Annotated in this window: 17 protein-coding genes; all 17 read right to left on the bottom strand. The window is 50.4% G+C overall.

All coding sequences use genetic code 11. The features are described 5' to 3' along the window. Positions 1 to 45 precede the first annotated feature (45 nt). The 17 genes from JHJ32_RS02550 to JHJ32_RS02470 all read right to left on the bottom strand — a co-directional run bounded on the left by JHJ32_RS02550 (position 46) and on the right by JHJ32_RS02470 (position 25,633). Complete coding sequence (locus JHJ32_RS02550) at positions 46 to 645, bottom strand: RNA polymerase sigma factor (RefSeq protein ID WP_200119643.1); 600 nt, start codon at positions 643 to 645, stop codon at positions 46 to 48. Between the two features lie 41 nt (positions 646 to 686). Continuing rightward, the gene (locus tag JHJ32_RS02545) at positions 687 to 1,610 is read right to left on the bottom strand and encodes a glycerophosphodiester phosphodiesterase family protein (RefSeq protein WP_233632436.1); all 924 of its coding nucleotides are present in this window, start codon (positions 1,608 to 1,610) and stop codon (positions 687 to 689) included. 73 nt (positions 1,611 to 1,683) lie between these two features. Continuing rightward, positions 1,684 to 3,429, bottom strand: a complete 1,746-nt coding sequence (locus JHJ32_RS02540) for a RagB/SusD family nutrient uptake outer membrane protein (RefSeq protein WP_200119641.1) — start codon at positions 3,427 to 3,429, stop codon at positions 1,684 to 1,686. Between the two features lie 19 nt (positions 3,430 to 3,448). Beyond that, a complete protein-coding gene (locus JHJ32_RS02535; RefSeq protein ID WP_200119638.1) occupies positions 3,449 to 6,940 on the bottom strand; it encodes a SusC/RagA family TonB-linked outer membrane protein in 3,492 nt (1,163 codons plus the stop codon). A gap of 243 nt (positions 6,941 to 7,183) precedes the next feature. After that, positions 7,184 to 8,191: a FecR family protein gene (locus JHJ32_RS02530; protein ID WP_200119636.1), complete on the bottom strand. Its 1,008-nt coding sequence runs from the start codon at positions 8,189 to 8,191 to the stop codon at positions 7,184 to 7,186. Positions 8,192 to 8,260: 69 nt separating this feature from the next. Next, complete coding sequence (locus tag JHJ32_RS02525) at positions 8,261 to 8,875, bottom strand: sigma-70 family RNA polymerase sigma factor (protein WP_079715068.1); 615 nt, start codon at positions 8,873 to 8,875, stop codon at positions 8,261 to 8,263. A 166-nt stretch (positions 8,876 to 9,041) separates the two neighbouring features. After that, positions 9,042 to 10,016: a phosphatidylinositol-specific phospholipase C gene (locus JHJ32_RS02520; protein WP_233632435.1), complete on the bottom strand. Its 975-nt coding sequence runs from the start codon at positions 10,014 to 10,016 to the stop codon at positions 9,042 to 9,044. Positions 10,017 to 10,106: 90 nt separating this feature from the next. Further along, positions 10,107 to 11,672, bottom strand: a complete 1,566-nt coding sequence (locus JHJ32_RS02515) for a RagB/SusD family nutrient uptake outer membrane protein (RefSeq protein ID WP_200119634.1) — start codon at positions 11,670 to 11,672, stop codon at positions 10,107 to 10,109. A 17-nt stretch (positions 11,673 to 11,689) separates the two neighbouring features. After that, positions 11,690 to 14,803, bottom strand: coding sequence for a TonB-dependent receptor (locus tag JHJ32_RS02510; RefSeq protein WP_079715067.1), 3,114 nt, complete (start codon positions 14,801 to 14,803; stop codon positions 11,690 to 11,692). 35 nt (positions 14,804 to 14,838) lie between these two features. Continuing rightward, on the bottom strand, positions 14,839 to 15,906 hold the full coding sequence (locus tag JHJ32_RS02505) for a FecR family protein (RefSeq protein ID WP_200119632.1): 1,068 nt from the start codon (positions 15,904 to 15,906) through the stop codon (positions 14,839 to 14,841). Positions 15,907 to 16,020: 114 nt separating this feature from the next. Continuing rightward, on the bottom strand, positions 16,021 to 16,623 hold the full coding sequence (locus tag JHJ32_RS02500) for an RNA polymerase sigma factor (RefSeq protein ID WP_176146055.1): 603 nt from the start codon (positions 16,621 to 16,623) through the stop codon (positions 16,021 to 16,023). An 82-nt stretch (positions 16,624 to 16,705) separates the two neighbouring features. Beyond that, entirely contained in the window at positions 16,706 to 19,144 is a 2,439-nt protein-coding gene (locus JHJ32_RS02495) for a phosphocholine-specific phospholipase C (RefSeq protein WP_200119630.1), read from the bottom strand. Between the two features lie 37 nt (positions 19,145 to 19,181). Beyond that, the gene (locus JHJ32_RS02490) at positions 19,182 to 20,315 is read right to left on the bottom strand and encodes a TIGR03364 family FAD-dependent oxidoreductase (RefSeq protein ID WP_200119624.1); all 1,134 of its coding nucleotides are present in this window, start codon (positions 20,313 to 20,315) and stop codon (positions 19,182 to 19,184) included. Next, positions 20,312 to 21,637, bottom strand: coding sequence for a DUF5690 family protein (locus JHJ32_RS02485; RefSeq protein WP_200119622.1), 1,326 nt, complete (start codon positions 21,635 to 21,637; stop codon positions 20,312 to 20,314). Before JHJ32_RS02485 ends, JHJ32_RS02490 begins: the two co-directional genes overlap by 4 nt. Positions 21,638 to 21,644: 7 nt before the next feature. Beyond that, positions 21,645 to 22,331 carry an HAD-IA family hydrolase gene (locus JHJ32_RS02480; RefSeq protein WP_079715061.1) on the bottom strand — a complete coding sequence of 229 codons (687 nt, stop codon included), beginning with the start codon at positions 22,329 to 22,331 and terminating at the stop codon, positions 21,645 to 21,647. Positions 22,332 to 22,355: 24 nt separating this feature from the next. Further along, positions 22,356 to 23,732: an aspartate aminotransferase family protein gene (locus JHJ32_RS02475; protein WP_200119620.1), complete on the bottom strand. Its 1,377-nt coding sequence runs from the start codon at positions 23,730 to 23,732 to the stop codon at positions 22,356 to 22,358. Then, positions 23,729 to 25,633 (bottom strand): metallophosphoesterase, encoded by a 1,905-nt coding sequence (locus JHJ32_RS02470; protein WP_200119618.1) that lies wholly within the window; start codon positions 25,631 to 25,633, stop codon positions 23,729 to 23,731. The genes JHJ32_RS02475 and JHJ32_RS02470 overlap by 4 nt, the downstream gene beginning before the upstream one ends. Positions 25,634 to 25,651: the final 18 nt, after the last annotated feature.

The following is a 25,651-nucleotide window of genomic DNA, read 5'->3' as shown; positions in this document are numbered from 1 at the left end:
CAAGTCGACCAGCCGCGAGTACCTTAATTTTGCAAGAACAATATGTTAATTGTTTGTTAAGACCGCGACAGCTATGATCAATCCTGCAAGCTCTTCGTCCGAAAACTTTTTAAGCAGTGATCTACGCAGCCTATGGGAGGCTTCCGTGAGATGATTCTTTACAGTCTGTTCAGCAATGTGTAGTTTTTGGGCTATTTCTTGGATAGAACGATTATCGCTCCGCATCAAAAAAACAGCCCGCATGGTGTCCGGTAACTGTTCCACCTGTTCGTCAAGAAAGCGTTCCAGTTCGAGGTAACGGCTCGGCTGGTAGGCCGACTCTTCAACGACCGCCTCCATGCGGTGCATGACGCGTTGCAAGGCTTCAGCTTTTGCCCGCTGGGAGGTATAGTGATTGATAACCCTGTTTTTGACGGCCTTAAGCAGGTAGTATTCAATATATTCCGGCGTCAGCGCAAGTTTATCCCGCTTATCCCATACTTGCATGAACACTTCCTGCACAATGTCCTGCGCGAGCTCCTCGTCTTGCAGGCGACGGTAGGCTACCGCATAGAGGAATTTCCAATAACGCTCAAACAATACCGTGTAGGCATGTGCATCTCCCTGGCCTAAGCGGCTAAGTAATATGGCGTCTATTGCTTCCATCGCTTCGGAAGCAAAGCTACGATGCGAATGTTAAGTGGCGGTTAATTTTGCAAAGCTTCCGCCACTTCAGTGGGTAGATCGGATTCCAGCACGGTAGCGCCATCTTCCCTAATCTGCCGATAGGCTTTGGCGCGCTCCTCGACAGTCTCCATTTTGTCGTACTTCGGTGCAGCCGATATCATACAACGGATACCCTTGCTGTGGAGCACGCGATAAAGCGCTTGGTTGGATGCTTTGATTTCAGGGCCGATATATGCGATCATTTGGGAAGTGGGTATCCCCACACGTTCGTAAGCCAATAAAGCAGCTGGCGTCGTTACAAACGCAGAAAACATACGCTGTGGGTTGTCATCATAGAAAAACTTGGCATCTTCAGCGTTATGCACGGTGACCATCACAAATGCATCGGCATGGTATCGGCGAATGATATCGGCTGTCATGGCCAAAGGAACGTCCTTTTTGTCGAGGTTGAGTACCGTTTTTCCCCTTGCCCACTGAATCATTTCAGCCAAGGTTGAAATGCGATAAGGCGTAATACGCCCCTCTCGGTCTTTCAGACGCAATTTTTTCAGCTCTTGCCAGGTGTAGTCTGCTACGTTGCCGGTGCCATTGGTTGTCCGATCGAGCGTTGCATCATGCAGTACCACTATCATACTATCCTTGGTGAGCCGGGGATCAATCTCGAATATAGCTGGCGTATGCGCTAACACATATTCCATGCCCGCGATGGAGTTTTCGGGCATCCCCCCTTCAATGGTGCCGCGGTGACCGGAGATAATCGGTGCAGCGTCTTGGCGATAAGCAAAAAAGGCATGCAACTCCGCTGAGGTAGAAAATTCGAGATAATGTGGCCGTAGCCGTTCATCATCGCTTTTCTGGCCGCAGGCACAGCCGGCGATCATACCCAAGCCCGTCAGGAGCATGTGTAGCCCTGGCTGCAAGTAGATTTTATTTAATAGATGCATCGTTGTAAATTTAAAACAAAAATCGCGAAACTGCTTTAGCATGAAACTGCGAAGCAGTTTCGCTAGCAAAGCCCTACCAGTCCGGGTTTTGCGACAAATTGGAATTATCGGTAATGGCAGATGTAGGGATAGGACGAAGGTATTTCTTATCCTCCCAGTTTCGCACCACATGATATATGAGGTTACCGTGTGTTCCGTCTGTCAACGTAAACCTATCGGCCAAGACAACATTATAGTAGTTGATTCCTGCCAAGGGAGCCGCGGAAACGACCACATCATACGTACCGTCTGCATTCAAATCAAGGGGTTGATCCAGCGCCGGAACATATAATCCATGCCACGGTCTGGTTAGCAACTCACCCAGCTTCCACCGCATGATATCGTCATAACGCAAGCTTTCGAGCACCAACTCTATCCCTCGCTCCCTTCTCACTTCCAATATCCATTTATCGTTGGTCTGATTTAAGTAATAGGCTTGCAGGTATGGGTCATAGGTCTCCGGGGCACTTCCATCGACACCAGCTCGTTCGCGCAACGGCCTTATTGTGGTATTCCAGACACTTTCATCCATTTGGCCAAGCTCGGCCATCGCTTCGGCATAGTTAAGCAATACTTCGGCGTATCGCAATATGGGCAGCGAATTATAGCTATTCGCACTCCCATCATGGCGATCGTGATCCAAGCTCCACTTTATGGGGTGATAGCCCGTCAGTGTAACAGCGAAGTTGGGTGCCACAGGCGTGCCGGCTACGCCACCGACCGTCCGGGTATAGCCCGCCGTCCTGATGGTTTGCTTCAGCCGATAATCCCTGTTGTGTACCTCGTCATCAAACACCATACGATCATAATCGGGTTGGTCCGTGAAACGTGATCCATCCAAGTATAGGTAAGTATTGATGAATTGCTTAGTCAAGGATGTCCTCGCAGCAGCCGAACCGGAGTTGTAATGCCACGTGGCACTATGCCAACGGGACAACGCATCATTAAAATTATTTGCCAACAGCACTTCCATACTGTTGATGGTTTCACTGGTGAATAAGCTACGATATTGTGATTCCAAATTAGCGGATGAGTTGACTAAGGTATATACGCCTGCATCCATCAGCGTCCTGGCAGCTACGGCAGCTTCCTGCAGTAAACCATCGGCAGTGGCCGTTAAGCCGAGTTCAGTATGGTATTTGCGGTAGGTACCTTCAAAAAGCGCTACCCTGCTTTTGAACGCCAAGGCTACCCACTTCGTGATGTTGGACGCACTGGCGTCCTTTGTAGCCACGCAATGGGTAGCGGCATACGTAAGGTCCTCCAGGACTTTCGCCATGACAAATTCGCGCGCGTCCCTTCCCTTATACAATGTTTCGTCGGCTGGATCTAATGCATGCTCATACCACGGCACATCACCGAATGTGCGAACTTTATCATAATAAAACCACGCCCTCCAAAATCGCCCCACACCTTCGTAGTGCTGCCTGATTTCATCGCTTACTTCAGCCCTGTCAATATGATCAAGAAAATAATTGATGTTTCGCAGGTCCTGCCAATTGCCAACACCCCACCCCCCTTGGTCGTCCGCAGTCCATGCGCCGGTAAGGTATACCGTGGATGCATTCGTGGCAGCGATATCCGAAAAATTATCGCCAAAAACGATGGCATCCCAGGCCGGAATCATCCGCTGGATGAAACCATTGGCATACAGTTCGAGGTCTGCTTCTGTTTTGAAAAAGTTATCCGAATTGATCGAATCAAAGGGGTCTTTCTCCAATACCGAGGTACAGGAACTTGTCGCAACACAAACGGCAAGCATAGTTATTAGATGTCTCATGATAATACGTCTTCCTGATTTATAGTGTAATGTTCAAACCAACGGTCACGGTCTTCAGCATGGGGTAGCTATACCCATCGCCGTCAGCGCCCGCTGTACTCCTGAAATCCGCATCTCCAGGCTCGATAACTTCCGGATCGAAATTTTTCGTCACATTAAACAAATTTGAAAATGTGAATAGGTTTTCCCCAGTAGCATATAACTTTAGCCCCGCGAGGCCTAACTTCCCTGCAATTCGATTGGGCAAGGTGTAGCTGAGGGTGATGTTTTTGATCCGGAGATAAGAAACGTCTTGCAGATACCGGTCATTAGGCAAGGCCATCGTACCCACACTGTTTTGCGCGATGTAAGCCCGATACCGTGGCCAATACGCGTTGGGATTGGGGTTTTCTTCCGACCACACATTATTGCCCATGTGGGCCTGTAACAGATAACTGTAAGGCCTATTGTACTGTCCCCAGAAATAAGCCGATTCCCTTGCGGGGTACCAATCGCGTTTGCCTACTCCCTGCAAGAATATACTGAAACCGATGTTATTCCAGTTGGCATCAAGGTTGAGGCCAAACTGATAACGTGGAGTTGTGTTTCCGATCACCTCCATGTCACCATGGTTGTCAAGGGTTTGGTTACCCCTATTAATGACTCCATCATTGTTTAGGTCAGCAAACTTTAAATCACCTGGTGCAGTGATGCGGCTATCCGTATTGTAGAAAAACGATTGGTCGGCGTGATTGTCAATTTCTTGCTGATTAAAAAACAAGCCTTCCACCCTGAATCCCCAGATATCGCCCAACTCCATCCCTTCGTAGTACGTAGTAATGAGTCCTGTAGCGTTGTAAAACTTGGTAATCCAGGAGCGGTTGTCCCAGAGCATCCCTCTAACACTCCAGTTGAATGGCTTTCCGGCGAGGCCGAACGAGTCCCGCCAACCTATAGACACTTCCCATCCTCGTGTCTTCATATCTGCATTGTTTCCTCTCGGCGCGGTAACGCCCAGCACTGCGGGAAGTGTCGGCCCTACCGTATACATATCGGTGGTGTATTTTTCGTAATAGTCAACGACCAGATCCAATCGGTTGTTCAATGCCGAAAAGTCAAGTCCCACGTCATAGGTGGTTACTTTTTCCCAGGTCAAACCTGTGGGAACAAGGTTAGGCGCTGACGTGTAGCTTTGCTGTGTTCCACCGATGAGCACTGAAGACCGGGAAATGCCCATCGTAGACAAGTAAGAATACGGTGCCACAAGACCATTGCCCAACGTGCCAAGCGATGCCCTGACTTTCAGGTTGGTCAACCAGGAAGCGTTTGCCAGAAATTCCTCATTGGAAAGCACCCATCCAGCCGATGCGGAAGGGAAGAACCCCCATTGCTGATCTTTTGGAAACTTGGATGTCCCGTCGTAGCGGCCACTCAACTCCAGCAGGTATTTATTCTGGTAACCATAATTCGCCCGGAAGAAAGCGCCCAAGAACCCCCATTCATTGCCGCCGCTTGCTGTTGTGTAAAAAGTGCCATCCATCATCGAGAAGCTGGGCAAATCGGGATATAGCAATCCCCTTCTATACGTTTGCTGGGTTTTGTACAATCGCTCTTCGATATTACTGCCCAGCATCAATTTCAGGTCATGGACACTTCCCAAGTTCGGGGTATAGTCCAACGTCAGGTTACCTGCGACATAGTTTTCATCATATCGCCAGTTTTCCAATGAGCTGAATGTATTTCTGGTACCCATGGCTTGAGGTCCCGTAAAAAAATTATACTGATTTTCCAAGCGGTCCCTAAAAGACGCTCCGGCGGCGTAGGTCAAGTCGCCACGTATGGTAAACACGTCTGGGATAGCTCGCAACTCGAAATTAGTCCGATTCCGCAGGTTGAGCCGATCATTATACTGGTACGATGTACCTTCCACAAATCCGGCCCAGCCGATGTAGACCGCGGTTTCTGTCCACGTCCCGTCCGGGTTCTTTTCTACGGTCACGGGATACGCCTGGTGCTCCATCTGTCGCTGAATAAGTTGCCGGTCATACATGACCATGGGCTGGTGGTATTTGATCTTTGTAACGTCTAGATTATTCCCGATTGTCAGCCATGGTTTTACTTTGATTTCGCCCTTCGCTCGAATGTTGTATTGCTTAAAATTTTCATTACCGGCATTGTATATGCCGTCCTGGCCATAGAACCTACCCGAAACGTAAAAATTCGCCCGGTCATTACCTCCGTATACACTCAGATTATGCTGCTGCGAAGTATGACTATCCTTGAATATTATCGAATGCCAGTCGGTACTACCGTAATAATCGTACAAACCGTCGGTACCGATGCCCACCGTTTCGGCATTAGGGTCTTGTGAACGTCTGCCCAACTCTTCATACCAAGCTCGGTCAAACCGGAACACGTTGTTTATCGCATTGGGGTCTACACCGCGGCTCCCGATATAAGCCTCCAAAAACTTGGTGGTCCAAAGGTAGCCGTCAGTGACCAATTCCGGCACCACGGTCCGGGAGTTAACCGAATAATTGCCATCATAAGTGATTTTTGTGCTTCCTTGATCGGCCTTCTTGGTGGTAATCAAAATGACCCCAAAAGCTCCACGGGCGCCATATACCGAAGCAGAAGAAGCATCTTTCAATACCGATATCGTTTCGATATCGGCTGGATTAACGTCAGTCATATTGCCTTCCGCACCATCTATTAACACCAATGCACTGCCTCCTGCACCAATACTGTTAGTCACCCCCCGAATGACGGGAACCGCTCCCCTTGAGGGTTTGCCGTCCGCAAAGGAGACATTTACTCCAGGAATCATTCCCTGTATTGACCGTACCACATTGGGCGTCACGCGGCCTTCCAAGTCTGCGGACGACAGCTGTGATACTGCTCCTGTTAAACTTTCTTTGCGTTGTGTTCCATATCCGACGACTATGACTTCATCCAGGTTGTCGAGCGAGGGTTGCAACGCAACATTGAGTTGCACGGATTGGCCTTCCTGAACCTCGATTTGCTCGTGCTTGGTCAAATAGGAAATATAGCTAATAGCTAACGTGTACGTGCCAGGAGCGATGTTAAAGGTATAATGACCATCGCCATCGGTTTGATAACTCCGATCATGCCCTACAATATTGATGTTAGCTCCGCCCAATGGCTGGCCTTCTGCATCGGACACGTTACCCGATATGCGCCCCGGCTGCTGCGGCGGCTGGTAGGTTACGACAATGTTCTTGCCAACCTGCTTGTATCGGGTATGTGTGCGTTGGGCTAGATCCTGCAACACCTCGTCAATGGTAGCCTCCTGTTGGATGGTTACTTTTTGGTTTTCGGGAATTGCCCCGTTATTATACACAAAACGATAATCGCTTTGCCGTTCGATCTCCTTGAAGACCTGCTGCAGCGTTTTGTTTCTTACCTGCAACGTTATCAAAGTCGTATGAAGCCCTTGCGCCTCTACCGGATGCGCCTGTATCATCGTACTGCCCAATGTGATGGCTAAGACAAACAGCGAACTGTATCTCATGATGATTAACGTATATTTTGTAAGGATATATGCATTCCTTTTCATTACTTTTGACAAATGATTAATGGGTTATTGTTCAACTCGTTTATCGTTGGGTGGTGCCCTACCGTTGTCCAGACCGCAGGCATCACCTCACCACATGGCCTTCCGGCACTTTGCCGGAGGCTTTTTTGCTTATGCTAAACCTGTCATCCGTACATGTCTTTCTATTTTGGTTAACTTAAACATTGACTTATACCTTACTCATTGTAAATACACTTGCTTGCCTTCCAAGGTGTAGGTAAACCCGGAGCTACTTTGCAATAGGTCTAACACCTTATTGATAGGCAGATTAACAAACTCACCGGTAAACCGGTAACGCTTCAACCGTTCGTTTCGGAACCGAACCTGGACGCCGTACCACCTTTCCAATAGTTGGGCAACCTCTTCAAACGACTGGTTTTGGAAGACCAACACGCCGTCTTTCCAGGCTGTCCATTCAGCCAATGCATTGACCCGATCGATGGCTGCGTCTCCGCTTTTTTTCTTGTACGTAAATCGCTCACTTGGGGAGAGTATTACTTGGGACCTTTCATCGGCCAACGAATCCGGGCGCTGACCAACCCGAACGGAACCCTCGGTCACCACGACGTGGATGGCGCTGTCGCCTTCCCGGGCGCGGACATTGAATGAAGTACCCACCACAGTGGTGTACAGTGGAGCTGTGCTGACGATAAATGGTTTGTCTGGATTCGGGGTCACCTCAAAAAATGCTTCACCAACCAGTTTTACCATGCGCACAGACTTATTGAAGCCATCGTCATACTGCAGGGTACTACCTCCATTGAGGTGGATGACTGAACCATCCGGCATGCGCACCTGCTTCTTTTGGCCATGTAATGCCGTGATTTCTTGTACAGCCAGCGTTTGCAATGCAGTTTCGCGATCGGATGGGGAGTTGTTCCTAAACAGGAAGAAACCAACCAAGACCAAGCATGCCGCTGCTACCCACTGCCACCACGGCCTGATGAGCCTCCGTGGCGGAGAAGGCGAAATACGCTCCATCACTTGGCGAATACGGCGGCGTCCATCGGCGTCTACCGGCATATCCTGGAAACGCTCGGTATCATCCCACCACCTTTGCATGGCACCATGGATTTCATCTTGCTTCGCTGCGTCACCCAAAAGCGCAAAAAAGGCCTTGCGTTCCTCGTCTGATAATTCCTCGGCGATATACCGCCGGAAGAGTGCATCGAACTGCTGCTTATTCATGTATGTTGATGACAACGCCAACCCCCCGAACGGGCTATCGGATTACATTAAGTTTATATGAAGTAATCGTTACGAAACAGGATGCAGCAATACGCCAAGCAACAGGAAGAAGACAAATTCATCCACCCACCGGCGTAGGGTGAGGTATGACTTGCCGAGCTGATGCTTTACGGTATGTGGGGAGATATTGAGGCTTTTGCTTATTTCTTCGGTAGTAAGTCCCTGCTCTATTTTCAACTTCAGGATTTCCCGCCGCCTGGGAGGCAACTGTTCAATGAAGGAAGCGAGTAGCCCTTGGTAGTCTTTCCACAAAATATCGTGTTCACCGTCGGCTTCCAGTGTAGCCAATGCCGCAAATTGTTCTTCCCGAAGATGCCTTGCCGCAATTTCCTTGAGGCTATTCAATGCCCTGTTACGACCGATGGTGTACATCCACGCCGCTATCGAATCGATTTCTCCAAGCATCGCCCTGGACTCCCAAAGCTTGATAAAGACATCTTGGGTAATCTCTTCGGCCAATTCAGCTGATTTGAGCAACTTCAGCACAAACTGGTAGATGCGCGCTTCGTACCGCACCATCAACGATTCCAAGGCTACAGGATTGTCCCTTGCGAGCTCAGCAAGCAGATAAGCATCAGGTGGTATGCCCGGTGTCGCCTTATGCATGGAATAAACCTGTTTCATCCCGTGCAAAAATAAGGCCGTGATGTTACCTCAATATTACCTTTGAAAATCTTGATACCGTGAGGGGGAACAACGGTGAACGATAAAGTGATTGCTTATTTAATCGGCACCAGGGAGAGCACTGGTTGTATCCCCCTGATGCCGATAAGCCATGCGGCTTTATTGGTTAAAAATTGGTTTCATATATCGCCTTGGAAAGATCTTCATTGATGAAATCCGCCACGATAATTCCGAACTTAGCAGTTGATTGTGCGTTTAAGTAATCGTTTAACCTTGGGTTGACGTAGTTGGACACCGAAGTAATGTTGGGAATTCCTAAAATACTGCGATAGCCGCTACTGAAGTTGACATAAAGCACTTTATTCGCCGGATAACCGGTCGACTTTGTGGTCTCAAGAAACTGAGAGACCCGCGACCATTTGTTTTGAGGGGTTGTTTGATACTCATCCTGTATTTCCAACTGGTAACCTGGCCGATTGATGGTAAACGTGGCGTTGTCTGCCCAGCCTGGGGTAGCTGCTATTCCAAGTGCTCCGCTATATCCGAATCGACGGAACAGTACAATCTTTCCACGGCTGTCGCCCAACGATGGAATCTCATCTTCCAAGTACCACAACGCCGGGTCTTGAGCTACATAGGCAAGAAACCGTTCCTCAAATGTGGTCGTATTATTTTCAGCAGTATGCTCAGGCTTGACACTCATGACAATCGTTTCAGACGGATGGGCCGCCAAAAAAGACTTACAAGCGTTGATCACATCGTCAAAATTAAGGTGCTGGTAGACGGCTCCATGGTGGATAGTAAAGGCATCATTAAAATGACGGCATCGAATATCCAGGAAACGGACACCGGCATTAAGCTGATCGCCGATACTCAGGTTCTGCGTTTTGGCCGTGCCCGGAAACGGCTCATGCCGTGCTCCACTATCGTGTGTTCCGGGAATACTGAGGTGATGGAGCATCGATTGATCAGGCAATGCACCCATCCAATTGGACGAGCTGTAGGACAGTAGCAACGCGTCACTTAGGCCGGCTGCCAACGATTCGGCAGCAAGTTGTTCAGCTGGAGTGCCCCCCTTTTGGCAGGATGATGCGACCAAAAGAACGAGGTAACAGACAACAAGATTTGAAAAACGTTTCATAGCGATATAAATTAGTGGACAATAGATAAAACGTACAAACCGAAATGAAAAAGCCATGCTCCTTAATCGGGAACATGGCTCTGAACAATTTTACCACCCTTCGTTCTGGCTAATTCCGGAGTTGGTGATATCTGCCGGCGGGATCGGCCACACATGATGGATAGCCGGATTGAAATTGCGGGCCGGCCACACTTCCGTAACGGTGTATGGCGAATTGGGGTTGTCCCTATTCGCATGTTGCCTGCCGGTGGCTGGCTTGCTATACGCCTCCTGTGCGTCACCCCAACGCACCAAATCGACGTGACGGTCGGTGTATTCCGCGGCGAACTCCGAGCGCCGTTCGCGCTTCAGGTCGGCCAAGGTAGCTCCGGTAATCGATGGGAGTCCGGCGCGGTTCCGGATTTGGTTAATCGGCGCATCGGCATTCTGGTTCTGCATAATCAACGCCTCCGCCTTCATCAGCAGGATATCGGCATACCGCACCAAGGGCACGTTCAGGTTAGACGTGGGGTAATCCCCATTCGGATTGAGGTGGACCTCCTGCGGGAACCGGAAAGGCTGCATGTATTTGTTGAACTGGAATCCCGTCCACGAATTGGACGAATAGTATTGCCGCTCTTCCCCGAATAGGGTAAAGGTATCGCCAAACTCCAAGATGGTCGCCTTCTTGCGGTAATCGCCTTCCTCAAAGTGGTTGTACAACTCGAGCGTAGGGTGGAAATACCCCCAGCCGTTATACAGGCCATAGCCGGTGTTTTCAAACAACACAGCAGGCAGGATGCATCCACGTACATTGTTGGATACGACGGAGAAAATATACTCAGGAGAGAAATTATTTTCCACGTAAAATACGCTGGCGAAATCTTCCTGTGGATTGCCGGTGTTGATGAGGGCACGCCCCGAGCCCGAACTGGTCACCATATCGCAATACCGTACCACTTCAGCCCACTTGCTGGCATCGTAGCGTGCCCAGTGCAGGTACATCTTGGCCAAATAAGCATAGGCTGCATCCCGATGTGCACGCCCAAGATCATTAGCACCATAAGCGGTGACCAAGGGAAGCAATTCGGCTGCTGTAAGCAGATCCTGCTCCATCTGCTGGTAATTTTCGCTGACATGGGCTGGCCGGGTAAACCGTGCTTCATTCATATTCGCCTCGGTGACAATGGGCAAGCCCGCGCGGTGATCACCGTAATATTGGGTCAGGTAAAAATAAGCGTAGGCCCGCATGAAATAGGCTTCTCCTAACACCCGGCGCTTCACCTCTTCGTTGATCGTCATATCCGGCACATTCACCAAAATGCTATTGGCACGCTGGATAATCTGGTAAAATTTCTTGTACATGCTGTTAATGCGGCTTTCATTGCCTGTCGCGACAAAGTCACGCGCGGCAGCCGAACCAGCATCCGTACGCCCTGTGACCATATCGTCGGACGCATTGACGAACCAAAATAGCCCCCGGCCGAACATGTTATCGTCGCGCCAGTGCTCGTACAAACCGTTGGCTGCAGAAACCGCATCGGACTCCGTACTCCAATAGTTGCCGGATGTCACGCTCCCCTTAGGTGTCAAGTCCGTGAAGCTTTCGGAGCAAGCCTGTGCGGCAAGTACGATAAGCGCGGCACCTATTACCTTATTGATGATTATCTTTTTCATGATCTTCATTTACACTTTTAGAAATTTACACTTAAACCTATCGTATACGTTTTTGGCAAGGGGTAATTACCCACATCCAAACCCACTGAACCCACTTCAGGGTCAATTCCGGAATAGGAAGTGATGGTCCATGGATTTTCGGCAGAAACATAGATCCGAGACCTTAGCTGGGAACCAATTCTTGACAAGAGCCGGCCGGGCAAGGTATAGCCCAATGCGATATTTTTTATCCGGAAGTAATCACCGCTTTCCAGATACCAGTCTGAGGCCGTGCCGAAGTTGGCATTCGGATCTTGACGGGAAAGCACCGGAATGGTTGAACCCGTATTGTCCGGGCGCCAGGCATTCAACACACGGCTATCCAGGTTATACCCTTGCAGCCCCGCATTGTATGCGGTGTATTTGTAGCCGTTGAACAGCTTAACCCCCGCAACGCCGTAGGTCAACATACTGAGATCGAAATTTTTATATTCGAGCTGCAACGAAAAGCCGTAGGTGAAGTCTGGAATGGCGCTACCCATAAACACGCGATCCTCATCATTGATTTGTCCATCACCATTTTGATCCACAAATTTCAGATCGCCTGGGCGGGCGTTGGGTTGTATCAGCCTATCGCCTTGCCGGTGATTCTGTATCTCTTCTTCAGAATTAAAAATACCTGCCGATTGAATCAGGTAATAAGAGTATAACGGCTGACCCGGCTCGGAACGATAGGGAAGCAATACGCTACGCACATTATCACCATGCTGGATAAAGTCATTGGAATAACTGTTAAGGTTCAGGAGCTCATTGCGATTGACCTGCACATTACCCGTAGCCGCCAACTTCCAATGGCCGAATTGGCCTTCGTAACCAGCGGTAAATTCAAATCCGCGATTCGACACATCGCCAACATTCATCGTAGGACCCTGATTGACACCGACGTGCGGATCAGCATCGTTAGTCTGAATCAGTCCTAAGGTCTTCTTAGTATAATAATCTGCGGTGATATTTAACCGGTTGAATAAGGTGATATCCAAGCCGATGTCAAATGTTTCTGATGTTTCCCACATTAAATTAGGGTTTGACTGTTGCGTCAATGCAAAATGCCGCACCAATTGTCCTGAACTTCCGATAGGCGTGACGGTACCCGTAGACAGCGGTATGTTATAAGCGTAGTAACCAACCGACTGAATATTGCCGATTTGCCCCCAAGACGCACGCACTTTCAGCAGATCCACTGCTGGAAGGTTAAAAAAGGGTTCCGAGGATATTTTCCACGCGCCAGATACTGCTGGGAAGACATCGGATTGGTTTTCCTTTGCCAGTCTTGATGTACGGTCTTGCCTGATGCTGGCGCTGACAAAATAGCGGTCATCAAAATCATAACTGACCCGCCCAATCGCGGACGTCAGGGCATCTTCGTATACACCACTTGTTGGTAAGTTTGGCGTTGAGCCCGCATTACCAATATACTGGTACCAGTCGTCCTCACGTTCAAAACCCCGGGCTTCTACGCTAAAGGATTCGTAGGCGGTTTTCTGCGCCGAATAGACAGCAAGCACATCCAGACCATGGCGGCCAAACCGCTTGTTATAACTTAACTGTTGATCCCATATCCACCGGTTGGTCCGGGATTCGGTTTGATTCAAGTAATTCTCCGAACTCGGTCTTCCGATTTCGGGAGCGATGGGGTCAAACCGTTTATACGAATAACGATTCAAATCAATGGCAAAATTGGATTTGAAGGTCAATCCATCGATAATCTCAAGTTTTCCAAACACGTTTCCATTTAAATTCAACGCCGGATTGGAGATGTTGGGCCTTTTTAGCAATGCCACTGGATTGTACGTATCGCCATATGCCGCCGAAAATTGCGCTAAATCAAAGGGAACGGTACCGTGGAACCGCCCATTTTCGTCATATATAGGAGCCGCAGGGTTCATGTAGATGGCATTGATGATAGCTCCGCTATAGCTGCTGGAGGTATTGATACCCCGCGATTGCATCTGATTGACATAGAAGTTCTGGCCTACCGTGATGCGGTCGGATAGATCAAATTCGGACTTCAATCGGTAGGCAAAGCGCTTGTAGTTCGTATTGATCAGCAAACCGTCCTTGTCATGGTAGCCAAACGACGATGAATACCGAGCATGCTCGGTGCCTCCGGAAACCTGTAAATTCAGGTTGGTGATTGACCCGGTCTGAAAGATCTCATCCATCCAGTTGGTGCGGGTTACCTGCCCCCATGGGTTCAGTTCGGCGTTGTGACCGTCTGCCGGAACAACGCCCGCATGGGCAGAAGCATCGATATAAGCCTGCGCATATTGCGCCGCATTGAGGGCGGAAGGCAGGTTACTGGCCTGATGCCAACCCTGGTAAAGATCTACCGCAAACCGAGGCTTACCAATTTTGCCGCTCTTGGTGGTGATTACGATGACGCCGGACGCCGCTTGCGCACCATAGATAGCCGCAGAGGCTGCGTCTTTCATGACGTCTACGCGCTCAATATCATTGGGATTGATGGGGCCGCCATAATAAGGCACTCCATCAACGACGTACAGCGGCTGTTCGCTCCCTAACGTACCCATGCCCCGTATCAGCACCCGCGGTGAAGATGACGGATCGCCTCCCCCGGATACCACGGTTACACCGGCAATGTTTCCTTGCAGGATATCAGAGACGTTGGTCAATGGCCGTGCTACGTTGGTCGCCACATTGGGCAACGACGCAATAGCGGTGGTCAAGTCTTCCCGTTGCCGTTCGCCATAGCCGATCACCACGACTTCATCCAACGCCGATGTCTGTTCGGCCATCCGCACCAGGATAGAGTTGTTGTCGCCCGGCCGCACTGTAAAATCAGCCATCTCATGCACTTCATAACCAATCAAGCTGAAGCGGATGGTGTAGTTGGCGCCAGTCTGCAGCCCCTGCAACACAAACATGCCATCAGTGTTCGTGGCTGTGGTAGCAGCCTGTGTACCGTCAGCACCGAGCGCTGCGACGGTGACCCCACTTAGCGGCATACCGCTATTGTCCATAACTGTTCCTCGAACCTGTCCTCCGTTTTGGGCGCTGGCCGATATGGTGGCGAATAGCGCCAATATCGTCACCCACCACCGAACGTTTAAAATTAGTCTGTTTTGTTTCATATTCTATTTATTAAAAATGCATGTCATACAAGTTTTTATTGGGTTCCGGTCTGCTTTTTTCGAATAATAACCTGACCATCCTGATATTCGTGAACCAAATCGTTCATTTGGCAGATAACAGACAACATCACCTCCAACGAGTCGGTAAGTTCAAAACTACCGGTAAAGGAGAGCCCCTTCAGGTCGGTTTTCGTCACGACAATGGTGGTTTTCATTCGGGCCGCCACGTGATCAAATACCGCGGCCAGCGGCGTCTGCTCAAATTGCAGCGCTCCGGTGGTATCCAAAGGGACTGCGGGCCGCAGCGCTTTGATGGGGCTCTTCGGCGCTTGCGCTGCTTTGGGTTTACGTTTTACCGCTACTGCGCCTTCGATACCATTAATTTGGACTTCATCCCCCGGCAAGAGAAATGTATCTTCCATCGCAACTAAGCTTGCCTTGGTGGAACGCACCACCACTTTGCCGGTAAGAAGCCGCACCAGCGTCTTACCCGTCTGCCGAGTATCGATGACAAATGCGGTGCCCAGCGCTGTTGTAGTGTAGCCGTTTGCTGATACGACAAAGGGCAGTGCCGTATCGCGCACGACCGTAAATTTGGCCTCACCTTCCAATGTCAACGCACGCGCCGTCAGGCCGTAGTCATCAGTATACGATACGGTGCTGCTTGGCGACAGGGAGATACTGGAACCATCCGGCATCTTAAAATGCAAGGTGTCCGATCCCGGATTTGATACCTGGCGCGTAACGGCTTCGGCATAGCCAGGCGTACTTTCCTTCACCTGCCCGGTGACATCCAACAAGTACCAAGAGACGGCACACGACAAGATGGCCATCGCTGCCACTGCCCACTTGGTTTTCCACCACCGGATGTGTACAGGTTCCCGGCGCACGTCAAGCCGGGCATGGATATGTTGCAGCAATTCTGCCGATTTCTGTTCGCCTAATGGAGCTTCCGCATGATTTGCCGCATCGTCAAACTCCTCAGCTAATGCTGATCGCCATTCCTTGTGGCGGGTTATCAAATCCGACAACAGCTGCTGTTGTTCGTTTTTTGTAGCCGTTCCATTCCAAAAGGCTGCGATAGCTTTGCGAATACTGTCCATATACACCAATAAATACACGGCGGACCGCCCAAAGGGGATGTTCGCCGTATTAAGAAATCATCAATTAATTGCAAATAAATATGGAGGCGGAATGACGGCTATGCAGCGCCCGTATTACCACATACCCAACCATGTCAACAGCAAGGTCGTCTCACCAGCATAGGGGTAGCGCATGGAAACATAAGCCTTAATGGCTTTATTGGATTGCTTGAGGTAGTCCTTAACAGATTTGGGTGAAATGCCCAGTTGCTCGGCCACGGCTTCCTTGGATTTGCCTTCATACCGGCAAAGCCTGAAAACTTCCCGTTTTCGCTTCGGCAATTCGTCGATGGCTTCCTCCAAAATAGCTATCTGCAAGCGATAGGTTTCGTCGACCGCCGTATCGTCCTGCTCAGCGATTTCAAAAGGATAGGTCGCCACGAATTCGATGGAATCTTTTAGGCGGCGCTTCAAGAAGGTAAGCGACTTATTGAAGCTGACGACAAATAACCATCCCCCTATGGATTCGCCGGTACGTATGTTGAATCGGTTTTGCCAAAGCGAAACAAAAACATCCTGAAGAATTTCTTCGGCATATTCAGGGGCCTTAACCATTTTCAGGATGTTGGCGTAGACGCGTTGGTGATACCGCTCATACAGTTGGTTGAAGGCACCGATATTGCCATTGGCCAGCTCGGCCACTTCTTCCAATTCGGTGAGCGTGCTTTTCGTTTTCACCCTTTTTATGCCTTAGGTACTTTTCGGCATCAAAATTATTCAAAAAAACTACCCGTGTTCAGTCACCGATATTATCAAATTGTTATATCTGTACCTGCCCGCCCATCAGAGGATCGGTTATGCTGGGTTTTCCCGTTTCTACGTGGCCGGCGAAGCGCTGCGTATAATTGGGATAGCCTGCTACTTGCACCGATAAATCATACCAACCGCCTGAATCGGCCAGTTCCGGCCAAAAGAGCTCGCCAGTGCCCGCTTGGAAGCTCTTTTCCAGTCTGCTGTATGACAGGTCTTTCACCGTTACCTGAAGCTCTTCATCGGCGGTGCACGTTATTTTCAGTCTGCCGCTTTTGGTGTCTGGAATGACCTTGACTTGCAGCGGCGGATCGTCCATACCACCCTTAAACTCCCGAAAGAAACCGTTAGGGCCATGCACATGCACATGATATTTACCCCCCGCGAAATGCTGCAACGGCCAATGAAAACTCAACGGTTCGTCCTCACGCACCGCGAAATCCCATGTGCGCCCGGGCATGTCCGCCATATAAGGCACAATGGCCTGAACACGGAATGGTACGCCGATGACTTTGGTCTTTGGCAAATCGCCCGTTGCAGCGAATTGCATGGCCAGGCTTGCACGTTCGTTATCCAGGCCGGCAGTAACGGCGAGTTGATAAGGGATGGCACAAGCAGGCTTAGTACCCGTCTCCTGGCGGGGCAATAGCGGCACCGCAGGATCATAGAGGCGGTAGTTTCCCGGTAATCCTTTGGTTTTAGCCGAATAGATACGCTCCACGTAGGCATCACGTCCCAAAGCTTCCAACTCCGGCTTGCCGGCGGTGCCGGCTGGGCGGAATACGGACGTCAGGTCGCCGCAGACCAACCTTCGCCAAGCGCTGATGTTATGCTCATGAATTCGCTTTCCGGTCTTTTTTTCGAGAAAATGCTCCAAAAATTGCAAGGTAGACGTATGATCAAATACTTCCGAATTAACCCAGCCCCCTTTGGTCCACGGAGAAGCTACCACCATTGGCACCCGAAAACCAAGGCCGATAGGACTTTCCAATGTAGCCTCGGGATTGCCTGTACGTATTTTTTCCTGCTCGGCAGTCACATATTCATCCGACGTGTCGACTCCACGCGCTACTGCCCCCTGATCGGACCGCCCGGTAAGCGGAGGTACAAAGGGCGGAATGTGATCAAAATAGCCATCATTCTCGTCGTATGTGAGTATGAAGATGGTCTTTTTCCATACCTCCGGATGCTGGGTGAGGATATCTAACGCTTCTGACACGTACCATGCACCATACCATGGGGCTCCAGGATGATCAGAAAAGTTGCATGGAGCCACGAGCCATGAAACGGTGGGTAACACGCCATCCATCACATCTTTCCGGAACTGGTAGAAGATATCGCCCTTTGGCACCCGTACCACCTTCTCACCTTCCTCATCGGTGTACTGGATAGTCTCCAGCTTTCCATAGTCCGGATCAGCCGTATTGGTGACGAAAGCCCGTCGATGGATTTCGCGGTCCCGTTCAGGCAATGCATCAAAATTAACGGTGCTATACCGTTCCAAGTCCGCTTGCAGCCGGGTCAGTTCCTTTTGCTTATCGGCCAACGCCTCCGTGTCCGGCTCAAGCGCAGCTATCTCGCTTCTGAGTTGTTCGGCACGTTTTTCCATGTATGCCCGGTGGGCTGAATGGAAGCGCACGTGATATTGCTGATGGAATTCCAAGTTATTATCCGTAAAGTTGGCCAGCCAATCTTCCTCCTCACCATCGAAACCTACAGGCAAGCTAAGTTCGTTTTGGTACACCTTCCAGGAAATGCCCGCTTCCTGCAACCGCTCGGGGTACGTTTTCCAGGTGACGTCTTTATAATTGATTTGCCCGTTGTCGACATGGGCTATCGAGTTGCCATTGCGGGGTTCTTCACGGACGGTCCCGGCCCAGAAATACGACCGATTGGCACTGGTACCAGTAAGTGATGAACAGAAGTGCTGGTCGCATACCGTGAACGCATCTGCAAACGCATAATAAAATGGAATATCCTCCCTGTCATAGTAGCCCATGGTCAATGGCATATGTTGGTATTCCGGATTTCCGGCCTTCTTGGCTTCCAACCAGGTGTCCATCTTGCCGTTATTGCGGGCATGTACCATATCCCGCCAGCCATGGGGCAATGAGCCCATCCAGGTAGCTTTGGTGTTTTGGATATCCAAACGGAAAGGCGTATAACACTCACCATTCGCATTGGCCTGCACCCATACAGGCAAGCCATTGGGAAGCGAGATAGCCCTGGGATCATTGAACCCACGAACCCCGCGCAGCGTGCCGTAACAGTGATCGAACGATCGATTTTCCTGCATCAGGAAGACAATATGTTCAGCGTCCAAATACGTACTGCCCTCAGCCGCGTCGATGGCCAGCGCCCGCTGGATAGACGGCGGCAGCACGTCGGCCACCGCCGCTGCTCCTGCAAGCAGGGAAGCTTTTTTTAGAAATGTTCTTCTGGATTCCATGGTTGTTTTACGGTGTTATGAGTTGCGTATAGCGTATTTATGAGCCAAAAACATGTTCCGACAGTCCGAAGGACAGCGTCATCCCCGCACCACCCAGCGCGTTTAGCACAAACACGCCTTCTTCGGGCTGGGCCAGCAGGTGATTACTGCCATTGGTCATTTTGGCATACACGCCGTTCCACGACTGTGTGAGCCGGTAGTCCTTAAAACGGGTAAATGTTTTCAGGTAGTCCATCACCATGTCATTAATGAACTGCCTGTCGAAGGGATCGGGTGCCAGCCCGTACTCATGAGAGTCGCCAATTGTCAGCTCGCCGCTGCCCTGCTGGGAGGCCATCACATGAATGCCCCACCGCAGGTATTCCGCCATCTCCTGTTCGACCCATTGCCGAAGCGCTGCACTGGCGGGGGTCGCCAGGAAGGAGCCGTAATGAAGCAGGGAAAGCCCACCACAGAGGGCGGGGCCAATACGCCAGGCGCCGGATTGGGCAACGAGGCGCATCATCTGCAGCTTGCATTTGGTGATGGGGGAAGCCGCATAAAGCTCGGGGTACAAGGTCTCGAAATCAGCACCGCTGCATACGGCCACCAGATCAGCCTCGTGAGATGTGCCATCGCCGGTCCATACGGTCGTACCGTTGATCCGGCTGATGTTGGTGTTCCATCTGAATGTGACGCCGTGCTGTTCTTCAAGATAGCCAGCCACCTTAGCGCTGGCTTCACGCGGATCTACAATCACTTCATCCGCACTCCAAAGCCCGCCAAGCAAACCTGCGGGATTGACAGCAGGCGATTTTGACAGCACTTGGTCGGGTGTAAGCATCGCGCAATCGCGCGTGTGTCCATATTGTGCAGCGTACTGTTCGAGTACCGCCAGTTCCAGCGGGTGATAGGCCACATGCAAGGAACCGACCTGTTCGTGCCACATTTTTGCGGCCGTACCGATTGCTTTCCATACGTCGCGCGAGCGAATGGCACACTCGTAGGCGATACCTTCCGGCTGGCCGACTGGCCAGACCATTCCGAAGTTGCGCACCGAGGCACCTGTCGCCTTTGGATGCCGCTCGTACACGGTTACTGAGTAACCTTGCTGAATCAGTGTCCGCGCTGTGGCCAGTCCGACGATGCCGGCTCCGATGACAGTCGCTGTTTTATTATTTTTGATGTTCATATTCCTGAATAAGTCATTGTTCCGTCTATCGATGCTTGCCGTTGTTTATTAAGCTGGTGAGCTCGCTTCAGCCGAAAATACAATAATGACAAGGATACGCAAATTCCACCTAATATGGCCGCTATCAGCACCGCCTGCTGGAAAAACGTTCCCCAGCTTAAATGAACAAAACCCCATTCGCGCACGACCAACACAGCCACACTGCCTAAGTAGCCAATGGCATCGGCCAAATACATCACAAAACCGATATTGCCGCGATGTTGGAAACTCGCCAAGAGCCGCTCGAAAAAAATGGCATTATAAGGGATATAGACCATATATAGTCCCAGCCCTGCGATGCTCATCCAGGCGATACCGCCCAGCTGCCCTTGCTGGAATAACCAGGTCGATACCCCTGCAAGTACACAGCCCAGGATGATCATCAGGTGAATCAATGTAAAAGCCTGTAAGTTGTCTTTAACAAAAATAAGCAACGCCATCATCACGAGCACCATGAAAGCGATTGCTGAATCCGTCTGCGCATAAATGGCTGCGCCAGTCACACCGATATCGGCCCAGATTTCTACCTCAAAGTTATCCCGCACGTCGCGGATGATGGTAAATAACAGATAAGCAACTATGGTGAGCAACAAACCCGGCAAATACCGTTTGAGAAAAGCTTGCCGTTCATGTGCGCCCATTGGTTCCCTTGCCGTCCGCAACGCCTTATCCCGCGCGTCAGGCGGCGGTACAGCTTCCAGCAGTACCGTGCAGCATACCAACGGAATAACAAAAAGTAAACCGGTGCAAAACGGCATCCAGTGCTCACTCACGTGGACCCGTTCCATCAGTGTCCGCGCGACCGTCTTAACAAAACCTGAAGCAAATACCAAGCTTACGCTCATCACCGCGCCGAGAAACTCCGTAGTGCGGCGTCCTTCAAGGTATGAAAACACCAGCCCCCATATCACTCCCAAGGGTAAACCGTTGATAAACAAGCACACGATATTAAAAGGAGCCGGAATTACGGCAAACCCCATTAGCGCTATCCAGGCAATGCCTACCAATGACAGAATTTTATACCCCCGCTTTTGATGGCCCAGCTCGGCGATGAATTTAATTCCATAAAATTTACTCAGCATATAGCCGAATACCTGTGCAATGACCAACCATACCTTGTAATCTATGCCCCAGACGGACAGCTCATCAAATGTACCTGCCGTAAAAGCCTTACGGAAGGCGTACATGCTGGTATAACATCCAAAAGCCGCCAAAGCCGTAATGACGGTCATATAACTGAAAGGCATCCGGCTTAGGTATTGGCTGAGGGCAGCTCGTCGCATAACGATGTCATTTTTCGATGATACCTACAACCTCACGTATGTCATCTATAATATGTGTAGGGTCGTATTTCTCAAGTTCCTCGCGCGTATATGCTCCCGTCGTGACGCCGATAACGTATTGGCAGCCCGCGTTTTTCCCTTCATTGATATCAACCTCGGTATCACCTACTTTAGCCACCTGCAAGGGATCGGTTATCCCGGTCTTTGCCATCAACTGCTGGATCATATCTGGATATGGCCGCCCCCGCAGTACTTCATCGGATGCAATGAGGTAATCGATGAGTTGGCGTTCGTACCAGCCCAGTTTTTCGACAATGACATCTGCTATGTTACGGGAGAAGCCTGTATTGATGGCAATTTTCACACCCTGTTGGCGAAGCACTGCAAAGGTCTCCTCCACGTTAGGCAGTGCCTCTATTTCTTCGGATGTCTCATAATACCGGATCATCCGGCCTACAAAAGAGCGGTGGATAGCCGAAATTTGTGCGTCGTCCATTGTAACATTTCCATTTTGGTAGGTTTTCAGGATCTCCTTGATAGCTTTATTTTTTTCGTAGCCCATGTAAGGATTGATCTGCTCAAGCGGAATATCATACCCGAAATGCTGAAGTGTTGCCCGAAAGGCGTCGCCTACTTTGTTGTCGTCTTTTACGGTAGTTCCTGCGATGTCAAAAACAATTAATGCAATATCCATTTAGCTGTAGTTGTTATGTATAAGTTATGTGATGTCTGTGCGAATCGAAAACACTTCGGCCAATACATTGACCAATTCATCGCATTGGGACTGGCTGATGGTTAACGCCGGGCGGATAGTGAGGATGTTTCCTTCAATGATTTTAAACGCCACACCGCGTTTGAGGCATTCGTACATCGCCCATTCCGCGTAGGCAACGGCACGCTCCTTGGTCAACGGGTTGCTCACCAAGTCAATGCCGAGGTGCAGGCCTTTTCCCGCGATATGGCCAATCACCGGAAACCGTGCTTTCAGCATCGTCAATTGTTCCTTGAGGTAAGCACCCACGGCAGCTGCATTTTCCACCAAACCTTCTTTTTCGATGAATTGGACAGCCGCAAGCCCGGCCGTAGCACAAAGCGGATTTTTTTCGTGCGTATAATGGCCGATGGAGCGGTGCTGCAAGACGTTATACGACTCCCTCGCCACGATGCCCGCAAAGGGAAGCAGGTCGCCGCCGAGCGATTTGCCGAGTACCAGTATATCGGGCGTTATATAGTGCTCGCAGGCAAACCACTTACCCGTCCGGCCCAAGCCTTCGATAATTTCGTCAAAAATCAATACGATATCATGTTGGTTGCAGATTGCTCTGACCCGCTCCCAATAATACCGCGACGGCACAACGGGTGTGGCGCATATCGGCTCGGCGACCAATGCAGCAATATCCGGGTTACGCTGGATGATCAGCTCCAGTTGGCGGATATATTGCTCATCAATGGCTTCCTCATCCTGCAATCCCCAGGGGTTACGGTAATAGTTGGGAAATTCAATGTGGAACGCACCCGGCACCATGGGCCCATTTCCGGTAGCGAAATGTTCCTCCCCGCCAATGCTTGATGCCTGGAAACCATTGCCATGATAGGAATCCCAGTATGAAATGGTCTTCCACCGCCCGGTCACCTGTTTTGCCAGCATGACAGCCATTTCGATCGCTTCGGAACCACCGGGACAGAACAAGACACGCGACAGCCCCTCGGGTGAGATGTCAACCAGCTTTTTCGCCAGTTGAATGGCCGGGATATTGGTATACCGTCTGGGGGTAAAAGCCAATTTCTCCTGCAATTGGCGGATAACGGCGTTGATGACGTGTGCATTGGAAAAACCGGCGTTGTGCACACCGTTACCATGCAGATCGAGGTAACGCTGTCCCTGTAAATCATAGAGGTATTCGCCATCGGTTTTTGTCAGCACATTCATCACCGGGGTGGAAAGTGCTTGATGCAAAAACACGTCTGTATCTTCTGTTATCCACTTTAAGGTATCGCCGTCCAACCCGCTCACATAATCTTTCCGCAGGTCGCTGCCGTTGATATCACCCTGTTCGCGTGATACTACGGATTCGGAAGTATTCTGTATGCTCATTGGATCTCCCCTTTATGAATATCAAGATAATCGCGCAATCGCCCATCGATATCATACATTTTCAAGTTCAGGTCACCCCCCGTGACGTGTATCGTGCAATAATGGTACCCCCTATAAGTTTTGGCATTGTACCAAGCACGGGTCGGTGTGAAGTCTTCCAAGTTGCCTCCCGCCCCGCCGGCTTGGATGTAGATGACCCCCTGCTTGTCGACTTGGTTACCTATCAGCGGGAAAGTCCGCTGATAGGTATGTAGGTGGCCATAAAACACCATGTCCACGCCATATTTTTCGTATAGCGGCACAATCCGTTGTATTTGGGCGTCACCCAAAGCAGCCTTACCTTTCCATGAGTTACCGTAGTCATCTTCATCGGCCGAGTACACCGCGTGATGGTGTGCGACAAATTTCCACCGGGCTGTGGAAGCGCTCAGTTTTTCTTCAAGCCATTGGTATTGTTTGCCGCCAGGCGCAAACTCTTCAGGCCGATTGCTATCCAACATGAAAAAGTCTGCATTACCATAGGAAAAATAATAATACGCTTGGGTGTCGGGCAAGGAGTGATACCGGAGGTACCAATAAAGGTCACCCTCACCGTTGCCGGATACCGGAAAAAATGGAAGCCGTTCCACCAGTTGCCCCATACCGGTGAAATATTCGTAATTCCATTCATATTTATTACCCCTGTCGCCTCCATCGGTGATGTCACCGAGATGTAGACCGAAGTCCGGGCGCTCGTCCCACACCAAATGTGCTATCCGGTTGTTGATATGGGGCCTTCCCTCCGTATCACCGATTATCGCAAAAGCATAAGGTGCTGCAGCAGGCTTGGCTGTGCTATATGTGCAGATACCCGATCGGATGGTATCACCATCGGCATCTATAGCCTCAATCTCATAAAAATATGGCGTTGCAGCTTTCAAGTTATCCAGTTTTACTTTACGGATGTGGCTGCTCACCCCGCCCCCGTGGGGTTCGCCTGCTTGCATGGACAATACAAGGCTATCCGTCAAAGGCAACGACTCGCCGTAACGAATGATTGCCCGTGCCGGCCGGTCTGTTTCCCATACCAGCTGGATACTTTCGGCTGTAACAGCATTTAGGTAGGGGCCTGCATTAAAATGAAATTGCGCCGGCAATAGCTTGCCATTTTCTACCATATTCTTCAATATGTCGAATCGTGCAGCCACCTCGTCCGCATCAACCGCGCGGTCAAGCAGCCGGACATTTTTGACCAAATCGCCTAGCTGCATGTACGGTTCGTTTTCCATATAAGCGGCGATTTCCAAATCGCCACTACCGGAGGGCAAAGGCACCATTCCATCACGCGCCTCTACCAACTCCCCATTGATGAAGAGGCTTAGTTTCTCGCCATCATACGCGCCCACCACATGCAACCAACGGCCTTTCCATCTCTGCCTTTCAATCGTGTAGCCAATAGTGGCAGACGCTGTTGCGGCGTCTGCCTTTTGGGGGTCTAACGAAAAGACCAGCCGATCATGGTGATATCCCAGCAGCCATGACAGTCCCAAAGGTGACTGCTGATTGCGCATCAACACCGCGGCGCCAATCGGGCGGTTAACGTGATTGACCATCCACAACTCCAGGGTGAATGCTTGTCTAGCGAAATATCCAACCGGCAGAATTCCTGAAATCCTGTCGGTCGGTCGTGCGCCAAGAAAGCTGTAGGATTGAGATTCCGAGGCCACCGTAGCGGAGCGGGCACTTGGATACAACAACTGGTGTTGTTTCGGGTTTTTTGCCCGTTCGCCCAACGTATAGTCGGGCCAAAACCACCAATCCCCTACGACGTGATCGCTTTGCTGCGCATGCAGGTGTAAGAAATAGCAGGACATGATGACGATGAGCATAATGCCCCGCTTTTCTGAAGTTGGTTTTCCCATAGCTATGTCGTGCTTCGC

Origin of the sequence: Parapedobacter sp. ISTM3 (assembly GCF_016533505.1) — a bacterium.
Taxonomy (GTDB): domain Bacteria; phylum Bacteroidota; class Bacteroidia; order Sphingobacteriales; family Sphingobacteriaceae; genus Parapedobacter; species Parapedobacter luteus.
The sequence above is the reverse complement of the archived record's forward strand: the minus strand, read 5'-3'. Positions and strand labels throughout refer to the sequence as shown.